Source organism: Shinella sp. OV683 (assembly GCF_057787725.1).
In genome coordinates, this window is the sequence record NZ_CM173543.1 from 2,169,667 (window position 1) to 2,193,349 (window position 23,683).

The window sequence follows — 23,683 nt, forward strand, 5'->3', positions numbered from 1 at the left end:
AAAGTCCAAATCCCGTCAGAAGAAGAGTGGGGGGTCGATCAGCCGAAAGCCAGGCCTGTCTTCTTCACCGCGCGTTCTATAAAACATGACAATATGAGTCAACATCACGCGGGCGTTAAAACGGCGTTAACCTGATTATTTTTATCATGTTAAGCGGCCGTTTTCTCAAATCATGGAAATTGCGCACTTTCCAGCCGATTTAGCGCAGCGCGAAGGGTTCAAACGCTGCGTAAAGCGCGGGATCGATCGTCCGCTCGAGCGCGGCGATATTCCTCGCAAGGCTCGACGGCTTGGCAGTGCCGAGCAGCACGCTTGCCGTTACCGGGTTCTGGAACGGGAAGTTCAAGGCGATTGTCGCGAGATCTGTACCGGCTCCTTTGGCGATATCCTGCATGGCTGCGACACGACGCAACACATCGTCGCTGGCCGGCGTGTAGTTGAATGGCGCGCCGGCCACAGGGCCGGTGGCGAGAATCCCGGAATTGAACACGCCGCCAATGACGAAGGACGTACCGCGCTGCTTGCACAACGGCAGCAGTTCGGCTTCGGCGCTGCGGTCGAGCAGCGTATAGCGGCCGGCCATCAGGATAACGTCGAGATGTGTCTCGGCCATGATGTCGAGGCAGACTTGCGTCTCATTGACGCCAACGCCCCAGGCACCGATCGTGCCGGCGGCTCTGAGATCGTCGAGGCGCTTGATGCCGGTGTCGAAGAACGCCTTCATGTGCCGCGCATTGGCCTCAGTTTTGTGGGTCAGGGGGCCGATATCATGGACGAACAGGATATCGAAATGGTCGAGGCCCATGCGCTTGTGGCTGGCCTCCAAGCTGCGCATGATGCCGTCGCCGGAGTAATCATATTCGAGGATGGCCGGATGGGCATCGACGAAGCCGTGGTCTTCGGCTTTATCGCGAGTCGTCGGGTGAATGATCCGGCCGACTTTTGTCGAGGTGACGAAATCTGTCTTGCCAGCCAGAAAGCGCCCGAGCCGCTCCTCGGCAAGACCGGCGCCATAATGCGGAGCCGTATCGAAATAGCGGATGCCGGCATCCCAGGCGCGCTGCAATGTCGCCCGTGCATCCTCTTCGCTGACGACATGATAAAGATTGCCAAGTGGTGCCGTGCCGAAGCTGATTTCGGTGACGTTGACGCTTGTCGAACCAATGGGACGGGTTTTCATGGCAAATATCCTCTGGGCAATCTCAATCGAGATGAAATACTGAATTCATGAAGCTCCACCATTCGCAGGGTTCGGCGGACGCGAGCGGCTGTTGGCAGGGATCGGTTAGGGCAAGCCACCTTCTGGTGACATCCTTCTCGCCGAGCTTCCTCATGTCGCCTTGATAATCGTTTCCGCGATAATCCCAAACCCCGAATAGCAAATTTTCCGGTTCTCTCAGAAAAATTGAATAGTCGTGGATGCTGGCGTTCTTCAGCGCGGCGTTCATTTCCGGCCAGGGTGCCGCGTGCAGTGCCTTGTATTCGGCCACCTTGTCCGGCTTCAGGCCGATCACCATGCCCATGCGCGCCATGGTCAGCGTAGCCTCTTGCCGTCGTCAGCGAAGTAGCGTGCATTGGCAGGATCGAAGCGGAATTGGAGCGTCTCGCCGGGCTTCACTTGTGTGCGGCGTCGTTCGGCGATCACGGTTTCGCCGGAGGGCAGGGCGGCATGGACATAGGCGGTCGACCCGAGTTGCTCGATGACTTCCGCAGTTGCCGAAAGCGCTATGCCTTCCGCTTCATCGAGATGCTCGGGGCGAATGCCGAGCTTCAAGGAAGTGCCGGCAGCAAGTGACGTTGAGAGCTTGGGGACAGGCATATCAATGCCGCCTGCACAGATACGGCTGCCGTCGGCGGACACTTTTGCCTTGATGAAATTCATCCGCGGCGAGCCGATGAAGCCGGCGACGAATTCGTTGTCCGGATCCTCGTAGAGTTCCACCGGCGAACCGATCTGCTCGACCAAGCCGGCACGCAACACGACGATCTTGTCGGCCAGGGTCATCGCCTCAGTCTGGTCGTGGGTGACATAGACGATCGTATTGCCCAATGTCTGGTGCAGCTTGGCAATCTCGACGCGGGTCTGGACGCGCAGTTCTGCATCGAGATTGGAGAGAGGCTCGTCGAACAGGAAGACATCGGGGTTGCGGACGATTGCACGACCGATCGCGACGCGTTGACGCTGACCGCCGGAGAGTTCCGCCGGCTTGCGTTGCAGCAGAGGCGTCAATTGCAGGATCGAGGCGGCGTTGTTGACCTTTGCCTCGATCTCGGCTTTCGGCGCCTTGGCCATGCGCAGGCCAAAGCTCATGTTGTCGAACACCGTCATATGCGGGTAGAGCGCGTAGGACTGGAAGACCATCGCGACGCCGCGTTCGGATGGCTCGCGCTCGTTCATCCGGGCGCCGCCGATAAACAGGTCACCGCCGGTGATTTCCTCAAGGCCTGCGATCATGCGGAGCAAGGTGGACTTGCCGCAGCCTGAAGGGCCGACGAAGACGGTGAATTCGCCTTTTTCGATCGCCATCGACACGCCATGGATGACCTTGACGGCACCGTAGGTCTTGGCGACATTCTTCAATTCAATCTGCGGCATGTGAATATTCCTCAACCCTTGACGGCGCCGGTGGCGATGCCATTGACGATGCGTCGCTGGAAGATGATGTAGATGATGACGATGGGCGCGGCAGCGATGACGATGCCGGCCATGAGCAGTGGTACATTGGTGGTATATTCGCCCTTGAGTGCCGCGATGCCGACCATCAGCGTGCGCTCCTTTTGCAGAACCAGCAGCGAGATCAGCACGTCGTTCCAGCAATAGAGCGTATTGAGAATCCCGAGCGTAATCAGCGCTGGCTTGCCGAGCGGCAGCATCACGTGCCACCAGATCTGCAGCAGCTTGGCGCCATCCATGCGGGCGGCTTCCACCAGTTCGCGCGGCAGACCGGAGTAGAAGGCGGTCATCAGGTAGACGCAGAACGGTAGGAAAAACGCGGTGTAGGAGATGATCAGGCCGATGCGAGTATTGACCAGTCCGAGTGTGATGATCGTCCGGTAGAACGGTACCAGCACCACCTGCACGGGGATCATCAGCGATGCAAGCACCACGATGAACAGCACCTTGCGATAGGGAAAGCGCAGCATGGCGAAGGCGAAACCGGCCAGCGACGAGACGATCAGCAGCATCGCTACCGCACCCGCAGTCGTGACCACCGAATTCAGAAAGTAGTCTGACAGATGCGAACGATTCCAGGCATTGACGAAGTTCTTGAACGTGGGGTCGGTGACAACAGAGAAACGGTTGAGGATGTATCCCTTGTCGGTCTTCAGCGCATTGTTGATGGCGAAATAGATTGGATAGAGGCAGGTCAGCGCCAGGAGCCACATCGGCAGCGAGGCGGCGCGCAGCAAGATCTTTTCGCGTTTTCCGGTGAGTGCCATGGTGCGCGCCTCAGAGATTGGTGTTCTTCGACATGATGCGGATCTGCACATAGGCAAGCCCGGCCATCAGCGCGAAGAGCAGCATGGAGATTGCGGCGGCGTAGCCGGGACGGTTCATCTTGCCCTGTTCGAGCCAGATCAGGAATTCCGGCAAAGCCGTTGAAGTGCCGGGGCCGCCGGCCGTCAATACGTAGATGAGGCCGAACATCGACGTCAGTGCACCGATCGTGGTCACGACGCCGACGAATTCTATAATCGGGCGAAGCACCGGAATGATCACGTGCCACCAGATCTGCAGCGGCTTGGCGCCATCGAGCCGGGCGGCTTCGGTAAGCTCCGTCGGCACCGTCGAAAGGCCGGCCATGAAGATCAGCAGGCTCATTCCGAATGTCGACCAGAGCTGGACCGCAAACAGGCAGAACAGCGCTGTCGTGCCTGAGCCCAGCCAGTCGACCGGGATGAGGCCGACTGACTTCAGCATCGCATTGAGGCTGCCGTCGAAGCGCAGCACCATGTTGAAGATCGAGCCGATGATGACGCTCGAAAGCACGGCGGGAAAGAAATAGACGGCGCGGAAGAACTTGCCGCCCGGCACACCGGAATGAATGAGGATCGCCAATATCATCGGCAGCGCCACCCAGATTGGAAGCGTGGCGATCAGGATCAGCGTGTTTTCGAGACTGTCGCGAAATCCGTGGTCGCTGGCAATGGCGACATAGTTGTCGAAGCCCGCGAACTGAAATTTGGCCATGCCATCTGTGTCGAAAAACGACAGGACGAAACCCCAGATCAGCGGGAAGATGCGGAACACCGTCACCAACAGGATCGCGGGCGCGATGAAGAGATATGCGATGCGTTTTTCTACTGAAGTGCCCACGCTTGTCGTCCAGGATTGAATGCGTTTCCATAGGGAAGGTCGACCGGGACGCTATCATGGCGCCCCGGTCGCTGATGCCGTCTAGCGGATTTACTTATGAGCCTCCGCCTGGACCTCATCCATCCGCTTGACCGCATCATCCACAGTCGTCTCGCCATTCAGCAAGGACTGGCTGACACGGTGGATTTCTTCAAGTTCCTTGGCGGTCGCATTGGCATGCGCCATCGGTGCACCGGATGTTGCCATCATTTCCACGATCGCTTTGGCTGCGGGGCTGGAAAGGCCTGCCATATCGACCTTGGAGTTCGAAGAGATCGCGCCTGCATCGTTGAAGAAGATCTGCGCCGGCTCAGGCGAGGCGAGCACCTTGGCGAACTCGATTGCCAGTTCGGCATTCGGCGATGACTTGTTGACGCCGTAGCCGATGCCGCCCGCTAGCGGGAATTTCGGCTCGCCATCGGTCTTGTCGGCGGCGACGGCCGGCGAGGGCATCGGGAAGACGCCGTCGTTCTCGGCGCCGAGGAATTCGTCGAACTGCTTCCAATGTGCGACATCGGAGATCAGGCCGATCGTGTTGGCGGCTTCACCGCGCATGAAGCCTTCGTATTCGTCCATGAACTTGGCTGTCGAATTGGCACCCTGCGGGAACCAGCCTGCCTTGTTGGCGTCGACCCAGCTCTGCAGTACAGCCTTGACTGGTGCACTCGACCATTTGAGCTTGCCGGCAGCAAAATCAGCCTGTTCCTGCGCGGTCCAGGAGGTCGCAGCGATCGACGACAGCCAGAATTCGATGCCGAAACCTTCCTTGTTGCCCATGGCAAAGCACGGAACTGCGCCCTTGGCCTTGATCACATCACAAACCTTGGAAAGTTCGGCCCATGTCTTCGGTGGCTTGGATGCGTCGAGCCCGGCGTCGGTGTAGAGCTTCTTGTTGTAGTAGACGACGAAACCCTGGATCGACAGCGGCACGGCGTAAGTGCCTGTCTTGTCGCTGAATTCTTCCCAGCCGACGAGATCGCTCTTGATATCGGCGACCTTGGCGTCGAGGTTCACCAGCGCGCCGAAGCGGGCTTTTGCCTGTGCGCCACCATTCATAAGGAAGAGATCGGGGCCTGCATTCGACGAGAGGGCGGTGCCGAGCAGGGTGTAATATTGGTCGTTCGGCTGTATGACATAGTTGATCGTCACGTCAGGATGCTTGGCCTCGAACAGTTCCTTGGCTTTTTCGTAGAACGGCGCACTGAGCGGATCGCCGGATTTCCAATCCCAGACGGTCAGTTCTGCGGCAAGTGCCGGGGTTGCGGTCAGCATGGTGCCGACCAGCAGCAAGGTCTTCAAATGAAAGCGCATTGTGGTTTCCTCCCTTGGAATAGTCTACGGCCCAACGTCTTAAGAAGGGGCCGTCAGAATTTGGGCAATCGCGGATTGGCGGGCGCCGGTCCCAGATCGGCACGAGCAAGCACTTCGGGGCGCGACCAGTCGCGGCGCGCGGTTTCGCTGAGCACCAGACCATGACCCGGGCGGTCCGGCGCATAGGCCCAGCCGTCCCGGATCTCGATGGGGTCATCGACGAGATGGTCGAAATTCTGGAAGGAGTATTCGAGCCATTCGACTTCCGGCAGCGCGCAGGCCATGTGCACGCCCATCTCCAGGAACGTGTTGCCAAGGCTGACGGGAATGGCTTTTTCGGCCGCGAACCAACCAATTCTCATCACGTCACCCACCTGAGCGTGGACATTGATGATATCCGCACCCTCGGCTTCGAGCAGCAGGCGCTTGCCAGAGAGATCGAGATATTCGCCGGAGTTGATCTGCGTCCACGGTGCGGATTCGCGCAGCAGCTTTAGGCCGGCGAAGTCACTGCGCAGGATAGGATCCTCCACCCACAGAAGATCGACACCGGTGTTGCGCACAGCCTCCATCTTGACCAGCGCTTCCTTGGACGACCACGCCTCGTTGGCGTCCATCATCACTTTCGAACCGGCAGGAATGACCTGCTTCAAGAGTTCGATGCGATGGAGGTCGCGGGCGAAATCCTTGTGGCCAACCTTGATCTTGAAGGCGTTGTAGCCGATGCTCGTCGCATGGGTGAAGAGCGCCTGGAACTCGTCGTCGCTGAGATGGAAATCCAACCCACTGGCATAGGCTCTGACCTTGTTGCGCGTGCCGCCGAGCAGCTTGTAGAGCGGCAGGTCGACTTCCTTGGCCGCCAGGTCCCATAGGGCAACCTGCAACGCTTCGTGAAAAGGAAGTGTGTAGGGCCGCAGATTGCCGCCACGAGGCCGCGACACGCGGTGAACGAGGCCGATGGCCTTCTGGCCTTCGAGGCCGGGAAAGACCTCGGATGCAAATACCCGTTCGATCTCGGCTTGCGAGGGAATTGCGGTAAAAAGCGTCTGGATAAAGCCAAGTCCAACTTTGCCGCTATCGGAGATAAGCTCAAGTGCTGCTACATTGGCGTCATCGGCGCGCACCTGGCTGTCGCCGATGACACGGTCACGGGCGAACTGGAAACGGGTGATGCGGAATGCGCTGATGGTCATGAATTGAGCTCTGATATATTAAACTGTTGATCTGATCGATCAGTTGCTGTATCTAATATGGCAGAACTGGATATGACGCAAGTGGCCCGCAAGACAAAAATCGTTCCTATTTCTGATGACATCCCGGTGCAGCGGCTGAGCGACGTCGCCTACGACCGCATCCTCGAGGCGTTGTTCGACCGCAAGGTGCAGGCCGGAGCCTTCGTGTCGCAGGGCGAGCTTTCGGAGCTCGTCGATGTGCCGGTGGCGCCGCTGCGCGATGCGCTTAGGGTGCTGGAGGCCGAGGGTATCCTGACCATCCATCCACGCTCGGGCATCCAGTTCATCAAGCCCGGGCTGGAGCTGACGCGCTCGACCTATCAGTTTCGCTCGATCCTGGAGCGGTCGGCGGTGCGCGTCTATGCAGAGCAGGGTGATGAGCAGGAGATGGCCGAGATGCTTGCGCGTCACCGGGCAGTGATGGGGGCGATCGAACAGAATGGACTGACGGCGGATGACCTTGTCGAACTCGATGCCCTGGAACATCTGCTGCACGACGCCGTGATCGGCATCCTGCGCAATTCGCTGATCGATACCAGCTACCGTCGCATGCACAACTATCTCCGGCTGCTTCGCCTAGACCGCAAGCTGACCGCGCCGCTGGCGCTCAGGACCATCAAGGAGCACATCGAGATCATCGAGGCCTGCATTCAGCGTAATGCGGTGCGGGCCGAGGCCGCACTTGATGCACATTTCCAGGCGGCCATGCAACGCAATCTCGGCTTCTTCTAAGCCGAAGCCCGTCAACCCCAAATCTGGACTTAAGCCGCCTTTACGCGTATCCACCTGACGTCTCTAAATATGATGTGCAGGGAATGGATATGACAGACAAGACGCCGCTTTCCGGTATCAAGGTGCTCGAACTGGCCCGGATCCTGGCCGGACCCTGGTGCGGGCAGACGCTGGCCGATCTTGGCGCGGATGTCATCAAGGTCGAGAGCCCGGAAGGCGACGACACTCGCAAATGGGGACCTCCCTATATAGAGAAGGACGGTGAGCAATCCGCCGCCTATTTCCACGCCGCCAACCGTGGCAAGCGTTCGGTGATTGCCGACTTCACCAAGGAGGAGGGCAGAGTGCTGGTGATCCGGCTCGCCAAGCAGGCAGATGTGCTGATCGAGAATTTCAAACTCGGCGGACTGAAGAAATACGGGCTGGATTATGAGACGCTGAAGGCGATCAATCCGCGACTGATCTATTGCTCGGTCACCGGCTTCGGCCAGGACGGCCCCTATGCGCCGCGCGCCGGCTACGACTTCATGATCCAGGGCATGAGCGGGATCATGGACCTCACCGGCGAACCGGATCGTGAGCCGCAGAAGATCGGCGTCGCCTTCGCCGACATCTTTACCGGTCTCTATTCCGTCATCGGCATCCAGGCGGCATTGATCGCGCGCGAAAAGACAGGTGAGGGCCAGCATATCGACATGTCGCTGTTCGATTGCATGACCGGCGTACTCGCCAATCAGGCCATGAACTTCCTCGCCTCGGGCAAGGTACCGAAGCGGCTCGGCAATGCGCATCCCAATATTGCGCCTTACCAGACATTCCCGGTGAGCGACGGCCATCTGATCGTCGCCTGCGGCAATGATGGACAGTTCACACGGCTCGTCACTCTGCTGGGCTTGCCCGCGCTTGGCGAAGACGAGAATTTCAAGACCAACGCTTCGCGCGTCCGCAATCGCGAGCGGCTAACCGAGGTCATGGAGGCCAGGACGAGGGACTGGAAGCGTGACGATCTGCTTGCTGCTCTCGAGAAGGAGGGCGTGCCGGCCGGTCCGATCAACAGCGTTGCTGATGTTTTCGATGATCCGCAGTTCCAGTTCCGGCAGATGAAGATCGATCCGGAAGGTGTGCCGGGGATTCGCACGCCGATCCGATTCTCGGAATCGAATCTCGAACTGTCCAAGGGTGCGCCGACGCTGGGTGCGCATTCCGCCGAGGTTCTCAGTGAATTGGACGCAATCGAGGCGAAATGAGCCGGCAGGAATCGTTCGTTACGCCGACCTGATTTTCATTGTCGCGAGGTTCCCGTGCAGCCTCGCGACAACTTTTTCACCGAACTTTATCATCTGCAAAAATTGATATGTTTCAAACTCTTAAGTCAGTCTTCCTGATAAAAAAACTGGCCTCGGATAATTTGTCACAAAACCTGCTTGACACTTTGGGCCCGACCCCTTAGTTAGCCGCTCACGGGCAGCGAAACGCAAGCGGAAACGCAGCGAGACACTGACCAGACAGAAAATGCGCGGGTGTAGCTCAGTTGGTTAGAGTGCCGGCCTGTCACGCCGGAGGTCGCGGGTTCGAGCCCCGTCACTCGCGCCATTTTCTCTCGATCTTCTTGCAGGATATTGCGTTGAAGATGTGGTGGCACGCAGATGCCAGATGGCGGAAGTATCTGCCAGCCACAAATATACTCCAAATCTTGTTTCGAGTTAGGCTGAAGTTCAATCGCGTTGAAAGTGGCGGCCGCAACAGCTGATTGTCACTTGGTTTCACGCAAGGGTGCGCTTGAAATGGCCCGCACTATTTCGGCGCGCAGCGGCGTAGCTTTCATGTTTTCGTCATAAATCAGTCCGCGGGTCGGCGCGCCGTCGGCGCGCTTCATCTGACCGGAATTGAGGAAGCTGTACCGGCTGGATACTCCCCACACGACAAGTCCGCTGACCGCAGGCTCGTCTAACAGAGTGTCGAGATAGACGCGCGCGTGATCGGCAATGCCCTGATCTCGCTCGCCAAGCTCCTCTGGCAGACGAGAATCGTTGACGTCGAATTCGGTAGCGACGATCTCGATACCCAGGCCGGCGACATCAGCGAGAAAAGCTCGAAATTTGCTTTGATTGAAGCGATTGCCTGCCTTTAGATGGGACTGGATGCCAAGGCCATCCACCAGCTTTTCGCTGCGAAGATTTGAAAGGAGCTTTAGCACGTTCTCCCGGCGCAGATCTTCAGCGTCGGTGTCATACTCAAATCCGTAATCGTTGTAAAAGCGCTTGGCGCTCGGATCGGCATCGCGCGCGGCCCTGAAAATGTCGAGGATGTAATCCTGTCCGCAAGCCTTCATAAACAGGTCGTCGCGCAGTCCGTCCGGACGACCGTCGCCAGGTTCGATAACTTCATTGAGCACATCCCACTCGGCAATTCTGCCCTTATAGTGACTGACGATGTCGTTCACCCTTGCGCTTAAGAGACCGCAGCCGTTGGGTTCCGAGAGTGCCTCTTCCAGCCAGGGCGGTATGTTCTGGTGCCAAATTGCGGCATGCCCCCGCATGACGAGATGGTTCTGCTCGGCGAAGCGGACGATGTAGTCGCCTTTCGAGTAGTTGTGTACGCCCCTTTTTGCCTCCGTCTGGCCCCATTTCATTTCATAGCCGGCGACAATGATGTCGGCTTCGGTCAGCACCGCCTGACGATATTGCGCATCCTTCATCAAGGCCTCAGCAGCGACCTCGGTGCCGAAGAACAAGCCCTTTGAGGCCGCGAGATCCTTGATACCGGCAGCATTCGCTGAAAAAGCAGTGGCTGGCATTGTCACAGCGGTGGCAACTGTTGCACTGGCTGCCGCCATGAAAGATCGACGCGACAATGATGGAAACGACATCAGCAAGCTCCTTTTCGAACGCGCGGAGCGGCTTCGGGAGCATCCCCATACGCAAAGAAAAACAATGCACGAGGCCAGCCGGTTACCGCGTGAACCCGGCGCGATTTCCGTCGGATTCTTAAAGACCAGCAAGTATTTGTGCAACGCAAAAACAGCGGTGCAGCTCACGCTTGTCAACGCCTCGCCTTATAAAGCGAGGACTTTTATCCGCTGCGTGCCGGAGACTCAGAGCAAGTTGTCCAGACAATTTAGTTTGGAATAAATTGACACGGCATAATATACGCAGGCTTGTCGGCAAATTTTGCCAGCACCAGACGGATTTCTTGCTGTCCTAGTCATATTATCCGCGACCACGGTTTATTTCTTGCGCGTACCGACTAAATTGCAAATGACCGCTTCGATCCGAATTTAGGAGATTTCGTGCCGCATAGTACCCCCCTGATCGCCATCCTTGCCTCCGGCTTCGGCCTAGCTTTGGTGTTCGGCCTTGTGGCGCAGCGCCTCAAGCTTTCACCGCTGGTCGGCTACCTCGTGGCGGGCATCGTCATAGGACCGTTCACGCCCGGCTTCGTGGCCGATCAGGATCTTGCCTCAGAGCTGGCGGAGATCGGGGTGATCCTGTTGATGTTCGGCGTGGGGCTGCATTTCTCGCTCAAAGATCTCCTGTCGGTTCGAAAGATCGCAATCCCTGGTGCCATCGGTCAGATCGTCGTGGCGACCTTGCTGGGCATGGGCTTGTCCTGGCTGCTTGGCTGGAGCATCGGGGCCGGGCTGATTTTTGGCCTGACGCTTTCGGTGGCGAGTACGGTCGTGCTGCTGCGCGCCCTGCAGGAGCGGCGACTGGTCGAGAGCGAGCGCGGCCGGATCGCGGTGGGATGGCTGATTGTCGAAGACCTGGTGATGGTTCTGACGCTGGTGGTGATACCGCCGCTTGCTGGCTTGCTTGGAGGCAAGGAGCAATCGACCGGCGTCGATATCAGTTGGATAGCTGATATGGGCATGGACACAGTTAGCGCGACGCTGTTGGTCACGGCGGTCAAGGTGGGGCTGTTCGTCTTGCTGATGCTGGTCATCGGCCGGCGCGCCATCCCGGTGATCATGCACTATGTCGCTCATACCGGCTCGCGCGAACTGTTCCGGTTGGCGGTGCTCGCCATTGCTATCGGTGTCGCCTATGGTTCGGCAAAGCTGTTCGGCGTCTCTTTTGCCCTTGGTGCATTCTTCGCCGGCATGGTGCTGGCGGAATCGCCGCTCAGCCATCAGGCGGCCAAGGAAACGCTGCCGCTGCGCGATGCGTTCGCGGTGCTGTTCTTCGTCTCGGTCGGGATGCTGTTCAATCCCGCTGTCTTGCTCGACCAGCCACTCGTCGTGTTAGCGACCTTCCTGATCATCGTGGCGGGCAAGTCCGTCGCGGCCTACCTCATCGTGCGCGCTTTCGGCCATCCAAATTCGGTGGCGCTGACGATCTCGGCGAGCCTTGCCCAGATCGGCGAGTTCTCCTTCATTCTGGTTGTCTTGGGTGTCAACCTTGCCATCCTGCCGGAGACGGCGAGAGATCTGGTGGTTGCCGGCGCCATCCTGTCGATCATCGTCAACCCGATCCTGTTCATGGTCCTGGATCGACTGAGCCCTCCTACGGTGCCGAACACTCCGGTTGCTGCTGAAAAGCCGCTGAAAGCAATTCCCGTCGAACAGCCAACCAGCCTCACGCAGCATGTTGTGCTCGTCGGCCATGGTCGCGTCGGATCTCGGGTCAGCCGCGATCTGATAGCGCGCAATGTCCCCTTTGTGGTTGTCGAGGAAGAGGGGACGTCAATTGCCGAGTTGAAGGACAAAGGCGTCGAGACGTTTGTAGGAGCAGGCGGCGAGCAGGCGTTGATAGATCGACTCAATCTGCCGCGGGCAAAATGGCTGATTACCGCCATTCCCGATCCGTTCGAAGCCGGCCACATCATCGAGGTGGCGCGAAGGGCCAATCCCGGCATTCGGATCGTTGCTCGCGCCCATTCCGTAGAGGGCGTGGAGTATCTTCGATCCGTTGGCGCCGATGCGGTTTTCATGGGCGAGGACGAAATCGCCCGCGGCATGGTGCGAGACATTTTGGGAGAGTAGACGCTTTCTCGCAAAGTACGCGCTTGGACTTTTCGCGTCAGTGAATGAACATGTTCGCTGACGCGAGAAAAACGCCGGTGACGGCGAGTAGACGCATCAGGCGCTTCGCGCGAGCGGGGACGGCCGAATTCCGAGTTGGAGCTGGAGCTTTTTGGTGAGTCCGGGCGATATAATAGCTGAAATAGAAGCCAGGCGATTCTGCCGTTCGCAAATTATCGAACATCGTCGGCGAGATATTCTCGTATCTTTTCAATGTGCCTGTCCGCAGGCGGATATGCAGCACTTCCTGTTCCGCATCATAGGCGATTTCGGACACGAGACGCGATCTTAGCGCTATCCATTCCATTGTCGGCTCCGTCGCTGCGATGGAAATCAGAGAGTCTTCTGGTAAAATATTCATGTTGCAGTGCAGAAAGTCAATGCGTTATCTGCAACGAAATGGAGCGAAAATTGTGCAGTGCGTGCCAAAATGGAACTGCCGGCACTCGGCCGGCAGCATCAAACTCAACTGAAAAAACTTGTATTATTCAGCCATTCCAAGCGCATAAAGTGGACCACCCTTGTGAGCCGGGAAGCCGTATCCGTTGATGACAACCAGGTCTATATCGCTGGCGCGCGCTGCAATTTTCTCGTTGAGCAGTTTGCCGCCCTCCGCAGCCATTGCCTGAAGCAGGCGCGAAACGATCTCTTCAGACGAAATGTCTCGCGGTGCAATGTCTTTGGCGGCGCGCGAAGCGGCGATGAGGGCCCTGACTTCGGGGTCGACGGCGCGCTTCCCATTCTCATAGGTATACCAGCCTCTGCCGGTCTTCTGGCCAAAACGCCCCGCTTCGCACAGGCGATCGGCGACATCGACGTAGCGTTCGCTCGGGTCGCGCGCGGCTGCTTGTCGTTTGCGCCGTGCCCAGGCGATTTCGAGGCCGGCGAGATCGAAGACCGCAAACGGCCCCATGGCGAGACCATAATCTTCCATCGCCTTGTCGATATCCTGTGGCTCGGCGCCGTCCTCGATCAAAAATTCTGCCTCGCGCCGGTAGGCCGAGAAGATGCGATTGCCGATGAAGCCCTCGGTGACGCCGGTAACGATCGGCAGCTTGCCGAGTTTTTTGGCGACGGCAAGACCGGTCGCCAGCACATCCGGCGTCGCCCGAGCGCAACGGACGACTTCCATCAGCCGCATGATGTTGGCAGGCGAGAAGAAATGCAGTCCCAGCACGCGCTCAGGGTGAGCCGTCGTCGCGGCAATCTGGTCGGGATCGAGATAGGAGGTGTTCGTGGCCAGGATCGTATCCGGTCGAACGATGCCATCCAGCTTCTGGAAGAGCTCAGACTTGACCGTGAAGTCATCAAAGACGGCTTCGATCACCAGATCGGCATCCATGAGTTCAGTCAGTGCGCCGCGCACCGTGAGACGCGAAAGGCGATCGGAAAGGCCGGCCTCGTCGATGCGGCCGGACTTGAAATTCTTGTCGAGCATGCCGACAATGCGTTCCAGGCCTTTCTGGGCGGCCTCGTCGGTCAGCTCGATGCCGATGACGCGATAGCCGGCATCAAGCGCGGATACGGCAATACCCGAGCCCATCAAGCCGGTTCCGACCACGCCGATGGTCGTGATCTTGCGTGGAGCGACGCCTTCAAGTCCTTCCACCTTGGCCGCAGCGCGCTCGGCGAAGAACACGTGGCGGAGTGCCGCGGCTTCGGGCGAGTCCTTCAAACGCAGGAAGGTCGCGCGTTCATCGGCAAGGCCAGCTTCAAAATCCACCGCTGCGGCTGCAACAACGAGCCTGATGGCTTCTGCCGGCGCCTGCTGGCCACGAGCGCGTGAGGTGATTTTCTTCGATGTCGCTTCGATTGCTTCGGATGAGACGGGCGCTACGTGCTGGGCGGAGGTCTTGCGGAATTTGGCGCTGTCGTTTTGCTTAGCCAGCGTAAGAGCATCCGTGAGGAGTTCGCCTTCTGCGATCTCATCGATGATCCCGGCGACGAGCGCTGCATTGGCCTTGACGTTGCGGCCGCTGCCGATCAGGTCGATGGCTTCGAGGATGCCCGTTAGTCGCGGCAGCCGCTGTGTACCGCCGGCGCCGGGTACGATCCCCAGCTTGACTTCGGGGAAGGCGAAGCTCGCGGCGGGGCTGGCAAGGCGATAGTGGCAGGCGAGCGCGATTTCGAGGCCGCCACCGAGAGCCGCACCGTTGATGGCCGCGATGACTGGCTTGGCGGAATTTTCGATCCGCGTGCAAACATCCGGCAGGATCGGGTTTGCCGGCACCTTGCCGAATTCGGTGATATCAGCGCCGCCGACAAAGATCCTGCCTACACCTGTCAGAACGATGGTTTTGACGGTTGCCGTGTCGTTGCCGTAGGAAGTGGCTGCCGCGAGGCCAGTGCGCATCGCGGCCGAGGCGGCATTGACCGGGGGATTGTCGATGACGGCGATCAGCACGCCATCGCTGATGCGACCCCTGACGCAGGCCGAGAATTCGAGATCGTTCACGGCTTCCGCCTCATGAGCAGACATCGGCTTACTCTTCCGGGATGACGGCTGTCGCCTGGATCTCGATCTTGGCCCGATCCTCGACCAAGGCCACCACCTGAACGGCGGCCATTGCCGGGTAGTGCCGGCCGATGACCTCGCGGTAGGCCTGCCCCAGGCCCTTGAGGTTTTCGGTATATTCCTTCTTGTCGGTGAAATACCACGTCATCGAAGTGATGTGACGCGGCTCGGCGCCTGCTTCGTTGAGAATCGCCACGACATTCCTGAGCGTCTGGCGGACCTGATCGACGAAATCATCGCTTTCGAACTGGCATTGTCCATTCCAGCCGATCTGGCCACCGACGAACACCGTGCGGCCGCGCGCTTCGACGCCGTTTGAATAGCCGATCGGCTTGGCCCAGCCTTCAGGTTGAAGGATTGTGTGCATTGGTGTTCTCCAGATGATTGGCGAGCGCGGCGCGGATATCGTCCGGCCATGCGAAGGATTTGTGCGTTTCAAGCGAGGTGGCGACCAGCCGCTGGCGCGCGGTCCACAACGTGTCACCGTGCGCAGACACGGTATGTGCAAGGTCGAGTGACGAGCGGCCCAGTGCCTCGACGCGAATTTCGAATGTCAGGTCGTCGCCATGAAAGCCCGGCCGGACGAAGGCAAGATCGAGGGTGACCGTGGGCGTTCCCATGCGGCGATCGTTGATCATCTCGTTGCGATTGGCACCAAAGGAGGCAAAGAAATCCTCAACAGCGCTGTCCATGATGCGCAGATACGACGGGTAATAGGCGATCCCCGAGGGGTCGCAATCTCCGAAGCGCAAGGGGCGGATCACGGAAAACATCGCGTCATCCCGCCTTCAGCATTTCGCGGGCGATGATCAGTTTCTGCACCTCGGTAGCACCTTCATAGATGCGCAGTGCGCGGATTTCGCGGTAAAGCTTCTCGGTGATCTCACCGGATCTGACACCGCGCCCACCGAACATCTGCACGGCACGGTCGATGACGTTCTGGGCGTTTTCGGTTGATGTCATCTTTGCCATCGCCGCTTCCTTGGTGGTCGGCAGCTTCTGCACGTCGCGGCGCCATGCAGCGCGGTAGGTGAGCAGGGCAGCCGAATCCATTGATGTCGCCATATCGCCAAGCGCCGCCTGTGTCAGTTGCAGGTCGCCTAGCGTCGCACCGAACATCTTGCGGGTGCGGGCATGGTCCAGCGCCTCGTCCAGCGCCCGGCGACCAAAGCCGATCGAGGCAGCGGCAACCGATGCGCGGAAGATATCAAGCGTCCGCATGGCAATCTTGAAGCCTTCGCCGGGTGCACCGAGGCGCCGGGAGGCGGGAATGCGGCAATTGTCGAAACGGATCGTTGCCAGCGGATGCGGTGCGATAACATCGATACGTTCGGCAATCGAGAAGCCGGGATCGTCGGCAAACACCACGAAAGCCGAGATACCGCGGGTGCCGGGTGCCTCGCCGGTGCGCGCAAAGACGGTATAGACATCGGCGATACCGCCATTGGAAATCCAGGTCTTTTCGCCGTCGAGCACGTAAGCGTCGCCATCGGCACGTGCCGCGCAGGCCATGGCGGCAACATCCGAGCCGGCTTCCTTTTCCGACAGCGCGAAGGCCGAGAGCCATTCGCCAGACGTGACCTTGGGCAACACCGCCGCCTTCAGTTCGTCCGTTGCCGATAGGCCGATCGCTCCCGTGCCGAGGCCTTGCATAGCGAAGGCGAAATCGGCCAGGCCGTCATGCCAGGCAAGCGTTTCGCGCGCCAGGCAGACAGAGCGGGAATCGATGGCGGTCTTGCCGGCATTACCGGTGGCGGCCGCAAGCAGGCCGGCGTCGCCGAGCAATTTCACGAGCGAACGGCAGGCCTTGTCGGTGTCGTGGTGATCGACAGACGCAAGAACGCCTGAACCCGCAAATTCATCCAGACGAGCGGCAAAATCCGCATGCGTCTTGTCGAAAAACGGCCAATCAAGATGTTCGCGTGTTGGACCTGTGCGGCTCGTCATTTCAGTTGCCCTCGAAGACCGGCTTCTGCTTGGCGGCAAAAGCCTCGAAGGCCCGGCGGAAATCGCCGGTCGCCATGCAAATCGCCTGAGCCTGCGCCTCGGATTCGATCATCTCGTCGATGCCCATCGCCCATTCCTGGTTCATCATGGTCTTGGTGATGCCATGCGCAAACCATGGGCCGTCAGCGATCGAATGGGCAAGTTTTGTGGCAGCCCCTACAACCTCGGAACCGGCATGCAGCGAGTTGAAGAAGCCCCAGTGTTCGCCTTCATCGGCCGACATCGAGCGACCGGTGTAGAGCAATTCCGAAGCACGGCCCTGGCCAATGATGCGCGGAAGGATGCCGCAAGCGCCCATGTCGGCGCCGGCAAGTCCGACGCGGGTGAACAGGAACGCGGTCTTGGTTTCGGGCGTGGCGAGGCGCATGTCGGATGCCATGGCGAGGATGGCGCCGGCACCCATGCAGATGCCGTCGATTGCCGAAATGATCTGTTGCGGGCACTTGCGCATCGCCTTGACGAGATCGCCGGTCATCCGGGTGAAGGCCAACAGGTCGGGCATCGCCATCCGGGTGAGGGGTTCTATGATCTCGAAGACATCGCCGCCCGAGGAGAAATTGCCGCCGGCGCCGGTCAGCACCACGACCCGCACATCCGAGGCATAGACGAGGTCGCGGAACAGGTCGCGCATCTCGGCATAGCTTTCGAATGTCAGCGGGTTCTTGCGTTCCGGGCGGTTGAGCGTCAACGTCGCGACGCGGCCGTCTTCGCTGACATTCCAGAGGAAATGCTGCGCCTTGTAGTCCTTGAACGGCTTGAGGTGGCCGCGCATCGATGCCGCTTCACCCATGATTACATAACCTCCCCACCGGCAATCGCGATTGCCTGTCCATTGATCGAGCCCGACGAGGGCAATGCAAGCCACAGTGCAGTGGCGGCCACTTCATCCGGCGTCACCAGCCGTCCTTGCGGATTGGACTTGGTGAACTCGGCGAGCGCCTGTTCGTGGGTCCTGCCAGTCTTGGCGACAATTTCAGCCAGCGAACGAGCGACCATCGGCGTATCGGTAAAGCCGGGGCAGACGGCATTGACTGTCACGCCCTTCTTGGCAAGCTCAAGCGCCAGCGCTCGGGTGAGGCCGACGACGCCATGCTTTGCAGCACAATAGGCGGAAACATAGGCGTAACCCGAAAGGCCGGCCGTGGAGGCAACGTTGATGATCCGCGCACCTTCGCCGCGAGCCTTCAGATCCGGCAATACAGCCTGCGTGACCTGGAACACGCCGGTCAGATCGACTGAAAGAACATGCGACCACATATCGAGCGTCGTCTTTTCGAAAGACGCGCTGGGTGCTTCACCTGCATTGTTGATGAGGATCGAGACGGGTCCGAATGTCTTGCGGGCCTTTTCGAGGCCCGCTGCGATCTTGCCGGCGTTTGTCACGTCGAAGTCATCCACCGCGAACACGCGCGAGGCATCGAGTTCGCCAGCCAAGGTATCGAGCGGCTCACGACGTCGGCCGGCTAGCGTCACATTGGCACCCGCGCCAACCAGGGCGCGGGCAATCGCAGCCCCGATGCCGCTACCGGCACCGGTGACGAGAGCATGATGACCGCTCAGTGCACCTTGTTCAGACATATCAGGGCTCACTTCGTGCCGGTGGCGACAGCGCGTTCGCGGGCGAGATTGGTCTCGTACTGGGCCTTGCCCGCATAATACTGCTTCGGCCATGCGATGGTGTTGATACCGATCTTGGCCGCTTCGTGTAGCGCCCAGGCGGGATCTGCCAGATGCGGGCGAGCGACGGCGCAGAGATCGGCGCGGCCGGCAGCGATGATCGAATTGGCGTGATCGGCCTCGGATATCGCACCGACGGCGATGGTCGGGATGCCGATTTCATTGCGGATCTTGTCGGAGAACGGCGTTTGAAAGAGGCGGCCATAGACCGGCTTTTCTTCCTTCCACACCTGGCCCGACGAGCAGTCGATCAGGTCAGCGCCGGCATCCTTGAACATGCCGGCGAAGATCGCAGCATCTTCCGGCGTGTTGCCGCCATCGAACCAGTCGTGGCAGGAGAGGCGCACGGAGATCGGCTTGTCTTCCGGCCAGACCTTGCGAACGGCTGCGAACACCTCAAGCGGATAGCGCGCCCGGTTCTCGTGGCTGCCGCCATATTCGTCGGTGCGGCGATTGGTAAGCGGCGACAGGAAGCTCGACAGCAGATAGCCGTGGGCGCAGTGCAGTTCGAGCCAATCGGCGCCTGTTGTGGCGGCAAGCTCGGCCGAGCGAACGAAGTCCGCCAGCACACGGTCCATATCGGCGCGATCCATCGCCTTGGGCATCTGGCTATGCTTGAGATAGGGCAGGGCCGAGGCCGAGATCAGATCCCAGCCGTCCTTCTCGACCGGCTGGTCGATGCCGTCCCAGGCGAGTTTGGTCGAGCCCTTGCGACCGGCATGACCGATCTGAATGCCGATCTTGGCCGGGCTGTTGAAATGCACGAACTCGACCAGACGCTTCCACTGGGCGGCCTGTTCTTCATTCCAGAGGCCGAGGCAGCCTGGGGTGATGCGAGCGTCGGGCGAGACGCAGGTCATTTCGCCGAAGACGAGGCCGGCACCGCCCATGGCGCGGGAGCCGATATGCACGAGATGAAAATCATCGATCAGGCCGTCCTTGGCAGAATACATCGCCATCGGCGACATGACGATGCGGTTGGGCAGCGTGACGTCGCGCAGCGTATAGGGCGTGAACATCGGCGGCAGGCAGCGGCCGTTGGTCGTGGTGTCGAGACCGGATTTGCGGGCAAACCAGCGCTCATAGCCTTCCAGCCAGGCAGGATCGCGCAGGCGCAGGTTCTCGTGGCTGATACGCTGCGAACGGGTCAGCATCGAATACATGAACTGTTCCGGCTCCAGCGTATCGGCATAGCGGCGGCCGACGACCTCGAACCATTCCATGGCATTGCGCGCGGCATTCTGGATGCGGGCGACATCGACGCGACGGATTTCCTCATAGGCATGCAGGACTTCCGGGATCTTGTCCTTGGTGTGGCCGAGTTCCTGGAACTGACGGGTCAATTCGATCGCGTCGTCGATGGCGAGCTTTGTGCCCGAACCGATGGCGAAATGGGCGGTGTGGGCGGCATCGCCCATCAGCACGACATGCGAATTGCCGTTGAAATGGCTCCACTTGCCGCAGATCAGGCGGGTGAAGTTCAGCCAGGCCGAGCCGCGCAGGTGGCGGGCATTGGTCATCAGCGACGAGCCGTCCAGCACTTCGGAGAACAGGTTCTGGCAGAAGTCGATCGAACCCTGCTGGTCCATCTCGCCGAGACCGTGCGCCTCATAGGCTTCCTCGGTGGTCTCGATGATGAAGGTCGATGTCTTGTCGTCAAACTTGTAGATATGCGCCTGGAACCAGCCGTGATCCGTCTTGCGGAAATCGAAGGTGAAGGCGTCGAAGGACTTGTCGGTGCCGAGCCAGATGTAGCGGTTGGGCCGCACGACCATATCGGGCTGGAAAATCTCGGGATAGCGATGGCGGACCTTGGAATTCAGGCCGTCGGAGGCGATGACCAGATCGGCATCGGGATAATCGAGATCGCCATTGGATTCGGTTTCGAACTTCAGTTCGACATCAAGTTCTTCACAGCGCTTCTGCAGAATGTTCAGCAGCTTCTTGCGGCCGATGCCGACGAAGCCATGGCCGGAGGTACGCTGGCGCGTGCCCTTGAACAGCACCTCGATATCGTCCCAGTGATTGAAGGCATCCTGGATTTCGGCAGCGCTCTCCGGATCCCAGACCTTCATCGATTCCATCGTGGCATCGGAGAAGACCACGCCCCAGCCGAACGTGTCGTAAGGCTTGTTGCGCTCCACGACGGTGACGGAGTGTTCCGGATGGAACTTCTTCATCAGCAGGCCAAAATAAAGCCCAGCCGGGCCGCCACCGATACAGACGATACGCATCTTGACCTCCATGAAAGAGATGCCGGAAGAAGGCTCGGAGCCTTCAGTTATTTGAAGTTTAAAATATAGGTGCGTTTGACGGTTGTCAACCGAATAGCAGGCGGTGTGAATTTATTTTAGGTTTAAAATATATGCGCAAAACGTGGTGTGCCGCGCGATTGGCGCTCCGGCAACGTTATGCCTTGGGGTCTGCCAATCAGGCGCCTACCGCAAGGTACTGGCCACGCCAGTAAACCAGTGCGGAAGCGCTGTCCCGCTGGTGAATGGCGCGGACGCGACCGATGAGAATAGAGTGGGTGGCCTTGTCGATGAGATCCTCGAGTTCGCAATCGAGCGCGATGGACGCGTCGCGCAAAATGGGAGCCCCGGTGACCTCGGTCGTCCAATTGCCGAGGGCATAGCGATCCGCTCCCTTGATCCCGTCCTTGCCGGAAAAGCGCTCGGCGATCGGCTGCTGATCGGGCGACAGCATGTTGACGGCGAAATGTCCGTATCTGTCAAACAGCTGGTGCGTCGATGATGTGCGGTTGACACAGACCAACATCAGCGGTGGATCCATAGAGAGTGAAACAGCTGAGGTCGCGACCAGCCCGGAGCGGTCATCGCCGGAACCTGCAGTGATGATGCTGACTTGGCCGACGAACTGTCGCATGGCGGTTCGAAAGGCCTCTGGTGAAGCCGTGGCAGGCCTGACGGGAACATGCAGCATGGTGGCACTCCGGGTGGACTAGGCTTGAAGGAATTGGCTGCGCGACATCCGTCGCGCAGCCCTCGATCGACAGTCCCTGTTGTCGATCACGCTGCTTCCGCGAGCTTAACGGCCCTGCGAATGCCTGCCTGCTCCAGGAGCGGCAGAACGTTGTCGCGGAAGTAGGGAAATTCTTCGGCATAGTCGACGAAGGAGAGGGTGGTGCCGCCGAAGCCGGCCTTGTGCAGCGAGATCAGGCCTTCGGCGACCTGCTCGGGCGTGCCGATCAGCGGGAAGCCGCCATGTCCGGCCGCCATACGGTCGCGGATCAGCGCGAGCAGATCGTGCGGGAAAGACTGGGCATGTGCAAACTGCAGGCGGACGAGGTTGTCGACTGCGTCCCAGTCGGCATTGTCCTCGCAGTAATATTTGAGGTAGTCGCGCGCTTCCTTTTCGGTCGGACGGCAGATGACATGCGAGAAAGTCAGCACGCCGACGTCGCGGCCGGCCTGTTTGCCCTGCTGCTTCAGCGCTGCAATCTCATCCGTCGAACGGGTCAGATCGATCGCCGGCGTGAAAAGGAAATCGGCATTGCGGGCGGCAAATTCACGTCCCTGACCTGAGCCTGCCGCATTGAGGATCGGCACCTTGCGGGATGGGCGCGGATCGCCAAGAATGTTCTTGAGGTGGAAGAACTTGCCGTCGAAATCGAATGCCTCGGCCTTTTCCCAGAGCGTCTTGACGATGTCGAACCATTCCTCGGCGTAGGCGTAACGATCTTCATGGGCGGCTGGCAGGTCGAGGCCGAGCGCTTCATATTCCGGCTGGTTCCAGCCGGCGACGATGTTCAGCCCGACACGACCCTTGGAGATTTGGTCGATCGTGGCGATCTGCTTGGCGACAACAGCCGGGTGATTGGCCGCGACATGGATCGTGGCGAAGACGTTGAGATTCTGGGTATGCGCCAGCAGGCCTGCCGCCCAGGTCATGGTTTCCAGGACGCTGCCGTGGAAATTGGTCTCGCCGCCATAACCGATCCAGCGGGCGATCGGCAGCATGAACTCGATACCGGCGGCGTCGAGCTGCTTGGCAAGCTTGAGGTTGTTGTCCCAGGAATTGTTCCAGCGCTCCGGAATCTTGGTGACCGACATGCCGCCGGAGCAGTTGGACGAGAAGGTACCGAGGATGAATTGATCGGCGGCGAACATGCTGTTTTGTGACGTGCTCATGGAGTTCCCCAAAATTATGATAGAATTTACGATAGAAAGTCTATCAATAAATCGAGTCTTGTCAATCGGCCAAAATCCGCTACCTGTTGATGTGGAAAAGGTTCATGCGCAGGAGTTTGAAGACGATGATTCAAAAAGACAAAAGACCTTCGAAATCGTCGGATGGCTTCGATCGGCACTGGCATTTGGCGCGCAACGCCGTCGAAATCGATGTCGCGGAAATTGAGTATGCCTTGATGCGCACCAACCAGGCTTTCGAGCGCTGGCAGACCGAGTGTCTGGCATCAGTCATTGATTTTGCAGCGAGCGGCGAGGAAAATGCCATGTTGCATATCATCCGCATGAACGACCGACCGAAGACCATCAAGGATCTGGCGCGGCTGGCCAATCGCGAGGATATCCCCAACATCCAATATAGCCTGCGCAAGCTGATCGGCGCAGGCCTGGTGGTGCGGGAGGGCTCGGGGCGGGCAGGGGTCACCTACTCTGTCACGGAGCGGGGACGCGAGGTTACCGATCGCTATGCCGAGGTGCGCGGCTCGTTGCTGGTCGAGGCGATCGAGTCCGTGCCGGATTTTACCCAGAAGCTCGAAGAGGCGACACGGACGCTGGAGCTGCTCACAGGTATTTACGAGCAGGTGGCACGCGTGGCCGCGACGCATCGGCGGACATATCGGTAGG

At 59.4% G+C, this 23,683-nt stretch carries 23 protein-coding genes and 1 tRNA gene; 6 read left to right on the forward strand and 18 right to left on the reverse strand.

Features of this window, described 5'->3' with window-relative positions; all coding sequences use genetic code 11:
- Positions 1–199: 199 nt before the first annotated feature.
- The 7 genes from ACXHRN_RS10345 to ACXHRN_RS10375 all read right to left on the reverse strand — a co-directional run bounded on the left by ACXHRN_RS10345 (position 200) and on the right by ACXHRN_RS10375 (position 6,861).
- Entirely contained in the window at positions 200–1,180 is a 981-nt protein-coding gene (locus tag ACXHRN_RS10345; RefSeq protein WP_488641229.1) for an aldo/keto reductase, read from the reverse strand.
- Positions 1,181–1,202: 22 nt separating this feature from the next.
- Complete coding sequence (locus tag ACXHRN_RS10350) at positions 1,203–1,532, reverse strand: L-rhamnose mutarotase (protein ID WP_488641230.1); 330 nt, start codon at positions 1,530–1,532, stop codon at positions 1,203–1,205.
- 2 nt (positions 1,533–1,534) lie between these two features.
- Positions 1,535–2,596 (reverse strand): ABC transporter ATP-binding protein, encoded by a 1,062-nt coding sequence (locus ACXHRN_RS10355; protein WP_488641231.1) that lies wholly within the window; start codon positions 2,594–2,596, stop codon positions 1,535–1,537.
- A gap of 11 nt (positions 2,597–2,607) precedes the next feature.
- Positions 2,608–3,441: a carbohydrate ABC transporter permease gene (locus ACXHRN_RS10360; protein ID WP_488641232.1), complete on the reverse strand. Its 834-nt coding sequence runs from the start codon at positions 3,439–3,441 to the stop codon at positions 2,608–2,610.
- A 10-nt stretch (positions 3,442–3,451) separates the two neighbouring features.
- Complete coding sequence (locus ACXHRN_RS10365) at positions 3,452–4,318, reverse strand: carbohydrate ABC transporter permease (protein ID WP_488641233.1); 867 nt, start codon at positions 4,316–4,318, stop codon at positions 3,452–3,454.
- 90 nt (positions 4,319–4,408) lie between these two features.
- A complete protein-coding gene (locus ACXHRN_RS10370) occupies positions 4,409–5,668 on the reverse strand; it encodes an ABC transporter substrate-binding protein (RefSeq protein ID WP_488641234.1) in 1,260 nt (419 codons plus the stop codon).
- A 53-nt stretch (positions 5,669–5,721) separates the two neighbouring features.
- The gene (locus ACXHRN_RS10375; protein ID WP_488641235.1) at positions 5,722–6,861 is read right to left on the reverse strand and encodes a mandelate racemase/muconate lactonizing enzyme family protein; all 1,140 of its coding nucleotides are present in this window, start codon (positions 6,859–6,861) and stop codon (positions 5,722–5,724) included.
- Between the two features lie 66 nt (positions 6,862–6,927).
- Between ACXHRN_RS10375 and ACXHRN_RS10380 the strand changes: the two genes are divergently transcribed.
- The 3 genes from ACXHRN_RS10380 to ACXHRN_RS10390 all read left to right on the forward strand — a co-directional run bounded on the left by ACXHRN_RS10380 (position 6,928) and on the right by ACXHRN_RS10390 (position 9,225).
- Positions 6,928–7,632, forward strand: a complete 705-nt coding sequence (locus ACXHRN_RS10380; protein WP_488641880.1) for a GntR family transcriptional regulator — start codon at positions 6,928–6,930, stop codon at positions 7,630–7,632.
- Positions 7,633–7,721: 89 nt separating this feature from the next.
- Complete coding sequence (locus tag ACXHRN_RS10385) at positions 7,722–8,879, forward strand: CaiB/BaiF CoA transferase family protein (RefSeq protein ID WP_488641236.1); 1,158 nt, start codon at positions 7,722–7,724, stop codon at positions 8,877–8,879.
- Positions 8,880–9,148: 269 nt separating this feature from the next.
- Positions 9,149–9,225, forward strand: a tRNA-Asp gene (locus tag ACXHRN_RS10390).
- Positions 9,226–9,385: 160 nt separating this feature from the next.
- Here the strand turns inward: ACXHRN_RS10390 and ACXHRN_RS10395 are convergent.
- The gene (locus tag ACXHRN_RS10395; RefSeq protein ID WP_488641237.1) at positions 9,386–10,468 is read right to left on the reverse strand and encodes an endo-1,4-beta-xylanase; all 1,083 of its coding nucleotides are present in this window, start codon (positions 10,466–10,468) and stop codon (positions 9,386–9,388) included.
- Here ACXHRN_RS10395 and ACXHRN_RS10400 point away from each other — a divergent pair.
- Positions 10,467–10,763, forward strand: coding sequence for a hypothetical protein (locus ACXHRN_RS10400; RefSeq protein WP_488641238.1), 297 nt, complete (start codon positions 10,467–10,469; stop codon positions 10,761–10,763). The genes ACXHRN_RS10395 and ACXHRN_RS10400 overlap by 2 nt on opposite strands.
- 158 nt (positions 10,764–10,921) lie before the next feature.
- On the forward strand, positions 10,922–12,613 hold the full coding sequence (ybaL, locus tag ACXHRN_RS10405) for a YbaL family putative K(+) efflux transporter (protein WP_488641239.1): 1,692 nt from the start codon (positions 10,922–10,924) through the stop codon (positions 12,611–12,613).
- Positions 12,614–12,650: 37 nt separating this feature from the next.
- Here ybaL and ACXHRN_RS10410 read toward each other — a convergent pair whose 3' ends face one another.
- The 10 genes from ACXHRN_RS10410 to ACXHRN_RS10455 form a co-directional block, all read right to left on the reverse strand.
- The gene (locus ACXHRN_RS10410) at positions 12,651–12,959 is read right to left on the reverse strand and encodes a KTSC domain-containing protein (protein WP_488641240.1); all 309 of its coding nucleotides are present in this window, start codon (positions 12,957–12,959) and stop codon (positions 12,651–12,653) included.
- Positions 12,960–13,136: 177 nt separating this feature from the next.
- Positions 13,137–15,131 (reverse strand): 3-hydroxyacyl-CoA dehydrogenase NAD-binding domain-containing protein, encoded by a 1,995-nt coding sequence (locus tag ACXHRN_RS10415; protein WP_488641241.1) that lies wholly within the window; start codon positions 15,129–15,131, stop codon positions 13,137–13,139.
- Positions 15,132–15,135: 4 nt separating this feature from the next.
- Positions 15,136–15,534: a RidA family protein gene (locus ACXHRN_RS10420; RefSeq protein WP_488641242.1), complete on the reverse strand. Its 399-nt coding sequence runs from the start codon at positions 15,532–15,534 to the stop codon at positions 15,136–15,138.
- Positions 15,512–15,940, reverse strand: a complete 429-nt coding sequence (locus ACXHRN_RS10425) for an acyl-CoA thioesterase (protein WP_488641243.1) — start codon at positions 15,938–15,940, stop codon at positions 15,512–15,514. The genes ACXHRN_RS10420 and ACXHRN_RS10425 overlap by 23 nt, the downstream gene beginning before the upstream one ends.
- 4 nt (positions 15,941–15,944) lie before the next feature.
- Positions 15,945–17,114, reverse strand: coding sequence for an acyl-CoA dehydrogenase family protein (locus ACXHRN_RS10430; RefSeq protein WP_488641244.1), 1,170 nt, complete (start codon positions 17,112–17,114; stop codon positions 15,945–15,947).
- 1 nt (position 17,115) lies between these two features.
- The gene (locus ACXHRN_RS10435) at positions 17,116–17,964 is read right to left on the reverse strand and encodes an enoyl-CoA hydratase family protein (RefSeq protein WP_488641245.1); all 849 of its coding nucleotides are present in this window, start codon (positions 17,962–17,964) and stop codon (positions 17,116–17,118) included.
- A gap of 2 nt (positions 17,965–17,966) precedes the next feature.
- Complete coding sequence (locus ACXHRN_RS10440) at positions 17,967–18,752, reverse strand: SDR family NAD(P)-dependent oxidoreductase (protein WP_488641246.1); 786 nt, start codon at positions 18,750–18,752, stop codon at positions 17,967–17,969.
- Between the two features lie 8 nt (positions 18,753–18,760).
- A complete protein-coding gene (locus ACXHRN_RS10445) occupies positions 18,761–21,085 on the reverse strand; it encodes a bifunctional salicylyl-CoA 5-hydroxylase/oxidoreductase (protein ID WP_488641247.1) in 2,325 nt (774 codons plus the stop codon).
- Positions 21,086–21,281: 196 nt separating this feature from the next.
- Complete coding sequence (locus ACXHRN_RS10450) at positions 21,282–21,794, reverse strand: flavin reductase family protein (protein WP_488641248.1); 513 nt, start codon at positions 21,792–21,794, stop codon at positions 21,282–21,284.
- A gap of 86 nt (positions 21,795–21,880) precedes the next feature.
- The gene (locus ACXHRN_RS10455) at positions 21,881–23,002 is read right to left on the reverse strand and encodes an LLM class flavin-dependent oxidoreductase (RefSeq protein ID WP_488641249.1); all 1,122 of its coding nucleotides are present in this window, start codon (positions 23,000–23,002) and stop codon (positions 21,881–21,883) included.
- A gap of 125 nt (positions 23,003–23,127) precedes the next feature.
- Here ACXHRN_RS10455 and ACXHRN_RS10460 point away from each other — a divergent pair, with 125 nt between their 5' ends.
- Positions 23,128–23,682, forward strand: coding sequence for a winged helix DNA-binding protein (locus ACXHRN_RS10460; RefSeq protein WP_488641250.1), 555 nt, complete (start codon positions 23,128–23,130; stop codon positions 23,680–23,682).
- Position 23,683 lies beyond the last annotated feature (1 nt).

What these genes read in the sequence shown, in the direction of transcription:
- ACXHRN_RS10345 (WP_488641229.1), bottom strand. Translation starts at nt 1,180, where the DNA reads ATGAAAACCCGTCCCATTGGTTCGACAAGCGTCAACGTCACCGAAATC.
- ACXHRN_RS10350 (WP_488641230.1), bottom strand. Translation starts at nt 1,532, where the DNA reads ATGGCGCGCATGGGCATGGTGATCGGCCTGAAGCCGGACAAGGTGGCC.
- ACXHRN_RS10355 (WP_488641231.1), bottom strand. Translation starts at nt 2,596, where the DNA reads ATGCCGCAGATTGAATTGAAGAATGTCGCCAAGACCTACGGTGCCGTC.
- ACXHRN_RS10360 (WP_488641232.1), bottom strand. Translation starts at nt 3,441, where the DNA reads ATGGCACTCACCGGAAAACGCGAAAAGATCTTGCTGCGCGCCGCCTCG.
- ACXHRN_RS10370 (WP_488641234.1), bottom strand. Translation starts at nt 5,668, where the DNA reads ATGCGCTTTCATTTGAAGACCTTGCTGCTGGTCGGCACCATGCTGACC.
- ACXHRN_RS10375 (WP_488641235.1), bottom strand. Translation starts at nt 6,861, where the DNA reads ATGACCATCAGCGCATTCCGCATCACCCGTTTCCAGTTCGCCCGTGAC.
- ACXHRN_RS10385 (WP_488641236.1), top strand. Translation starts at nt 7,722, where the DNA reads ATGACAGACAAGACGCCGCTTTCCGGTATCAAGGTGCTCGAACTGGCC.
- ACXHRN_RS10400 (WP_488641238.1), top strand. Translation starts at nt 10,467, where the DNA reads ATGAAAGATCGACGCGACAATGATGGAAACGACATCAGCAAGCTCCTT.
- ACXHRN_RS10395 (WP_488641237.1), bottom strand. Translation starts at nt 10,468, where the DNA reads ATGGCGGCAGCCAGTGCAACAGTTGCCACCGCTGTGACAATGCCAGCC.
- ACXHRN_RS10410 (WP_488641240.1), bottom strand. Translation starts at nt 12,959, where the DNA reads ATGGAATGGATAGCGCTAAGATCGCGTCTCGTGTCCGAAATCGCCTAT.
- ACXHRN_RS10415 (WP_488641241.1), bottom strand. Translation starts at nt 15,131, where the DNA reads ATGTCTGCTCATGAGGCGGAAGCCGTGAACGATCTCGAATTCTCGGCC.
- ACXHRN_RS10420 (WP_488641242.1), bottom strand. Translation starts at nt 15,534, where the DNA reads ATGCACACAATCCTTCAACCTGAAGGCTGGGCCAAGCCGATCGGCTAT.
- ACXHRN_RS10425 (WP_488641243.1), bottom strand. Translation starts at nt 15,940, where the DNA reads ATGTTTTCCGTGATCCGCCCCTTGCGCTTCGGAGATTGCGACCCCTCG.
- ACXHRN_RS10430 (WP_488641244.1), bottom strand. Translation starts at nt 17,114, where the DNA reads ATGACGAGCCGCACAGGTCCAACACGCGAACATCTTGATTGGCCGTTT.
- ACXHRN_RS10435 (WP_488641245.1), bottom strand. Translation starts at nt 17,964, where the DNA reads ATGGGTGAAGCGGCATCGATGCGCGGCCACCTCAAGCCGTTCAAGGAC.
- ACXHRN_RS10440 (WP_488641246.1), bottom strand. Translation starts at nt 18,752, where the DNA reads ATGTCTGAACAAGGTGCACTGAGCGGTCATCATGCTCTCGTCACCGGT.
- ACXHRN_RS10445 (WP_488641247.1), bottom strand. Translation starts at nt 21,085, where the DNA reads ATGCGTATCGTCTGTATCGGTGGCGGCCCGGCTGGGCTTTATTTTGGC.
- ACXHRN_RS10450 (WP_488641248.1), bottom strand. Translation starts at nt 21,794, where the DNA reads ATGCTGCATGTTCCCGTCAGGCCTGCCACGGCTTCACCAGAGGCCTTT.
- ACXHRN_RS10455 (WP_488641249.1), bottom strand. Translation starts at nt 23,002, where the DNA reads ATGAGCACGTCACAAAACAGCATGTTCGCCGCCGATCAATTCATCCTC.
- ACXHRN_RS10460 (WP_488641250.1), top strand. Translation starts at nt 23,128, where the DNA reads ATGATTCAAAAAGACAAAAGACCTTCGAAATCGTCGGATGGCTTCGAT.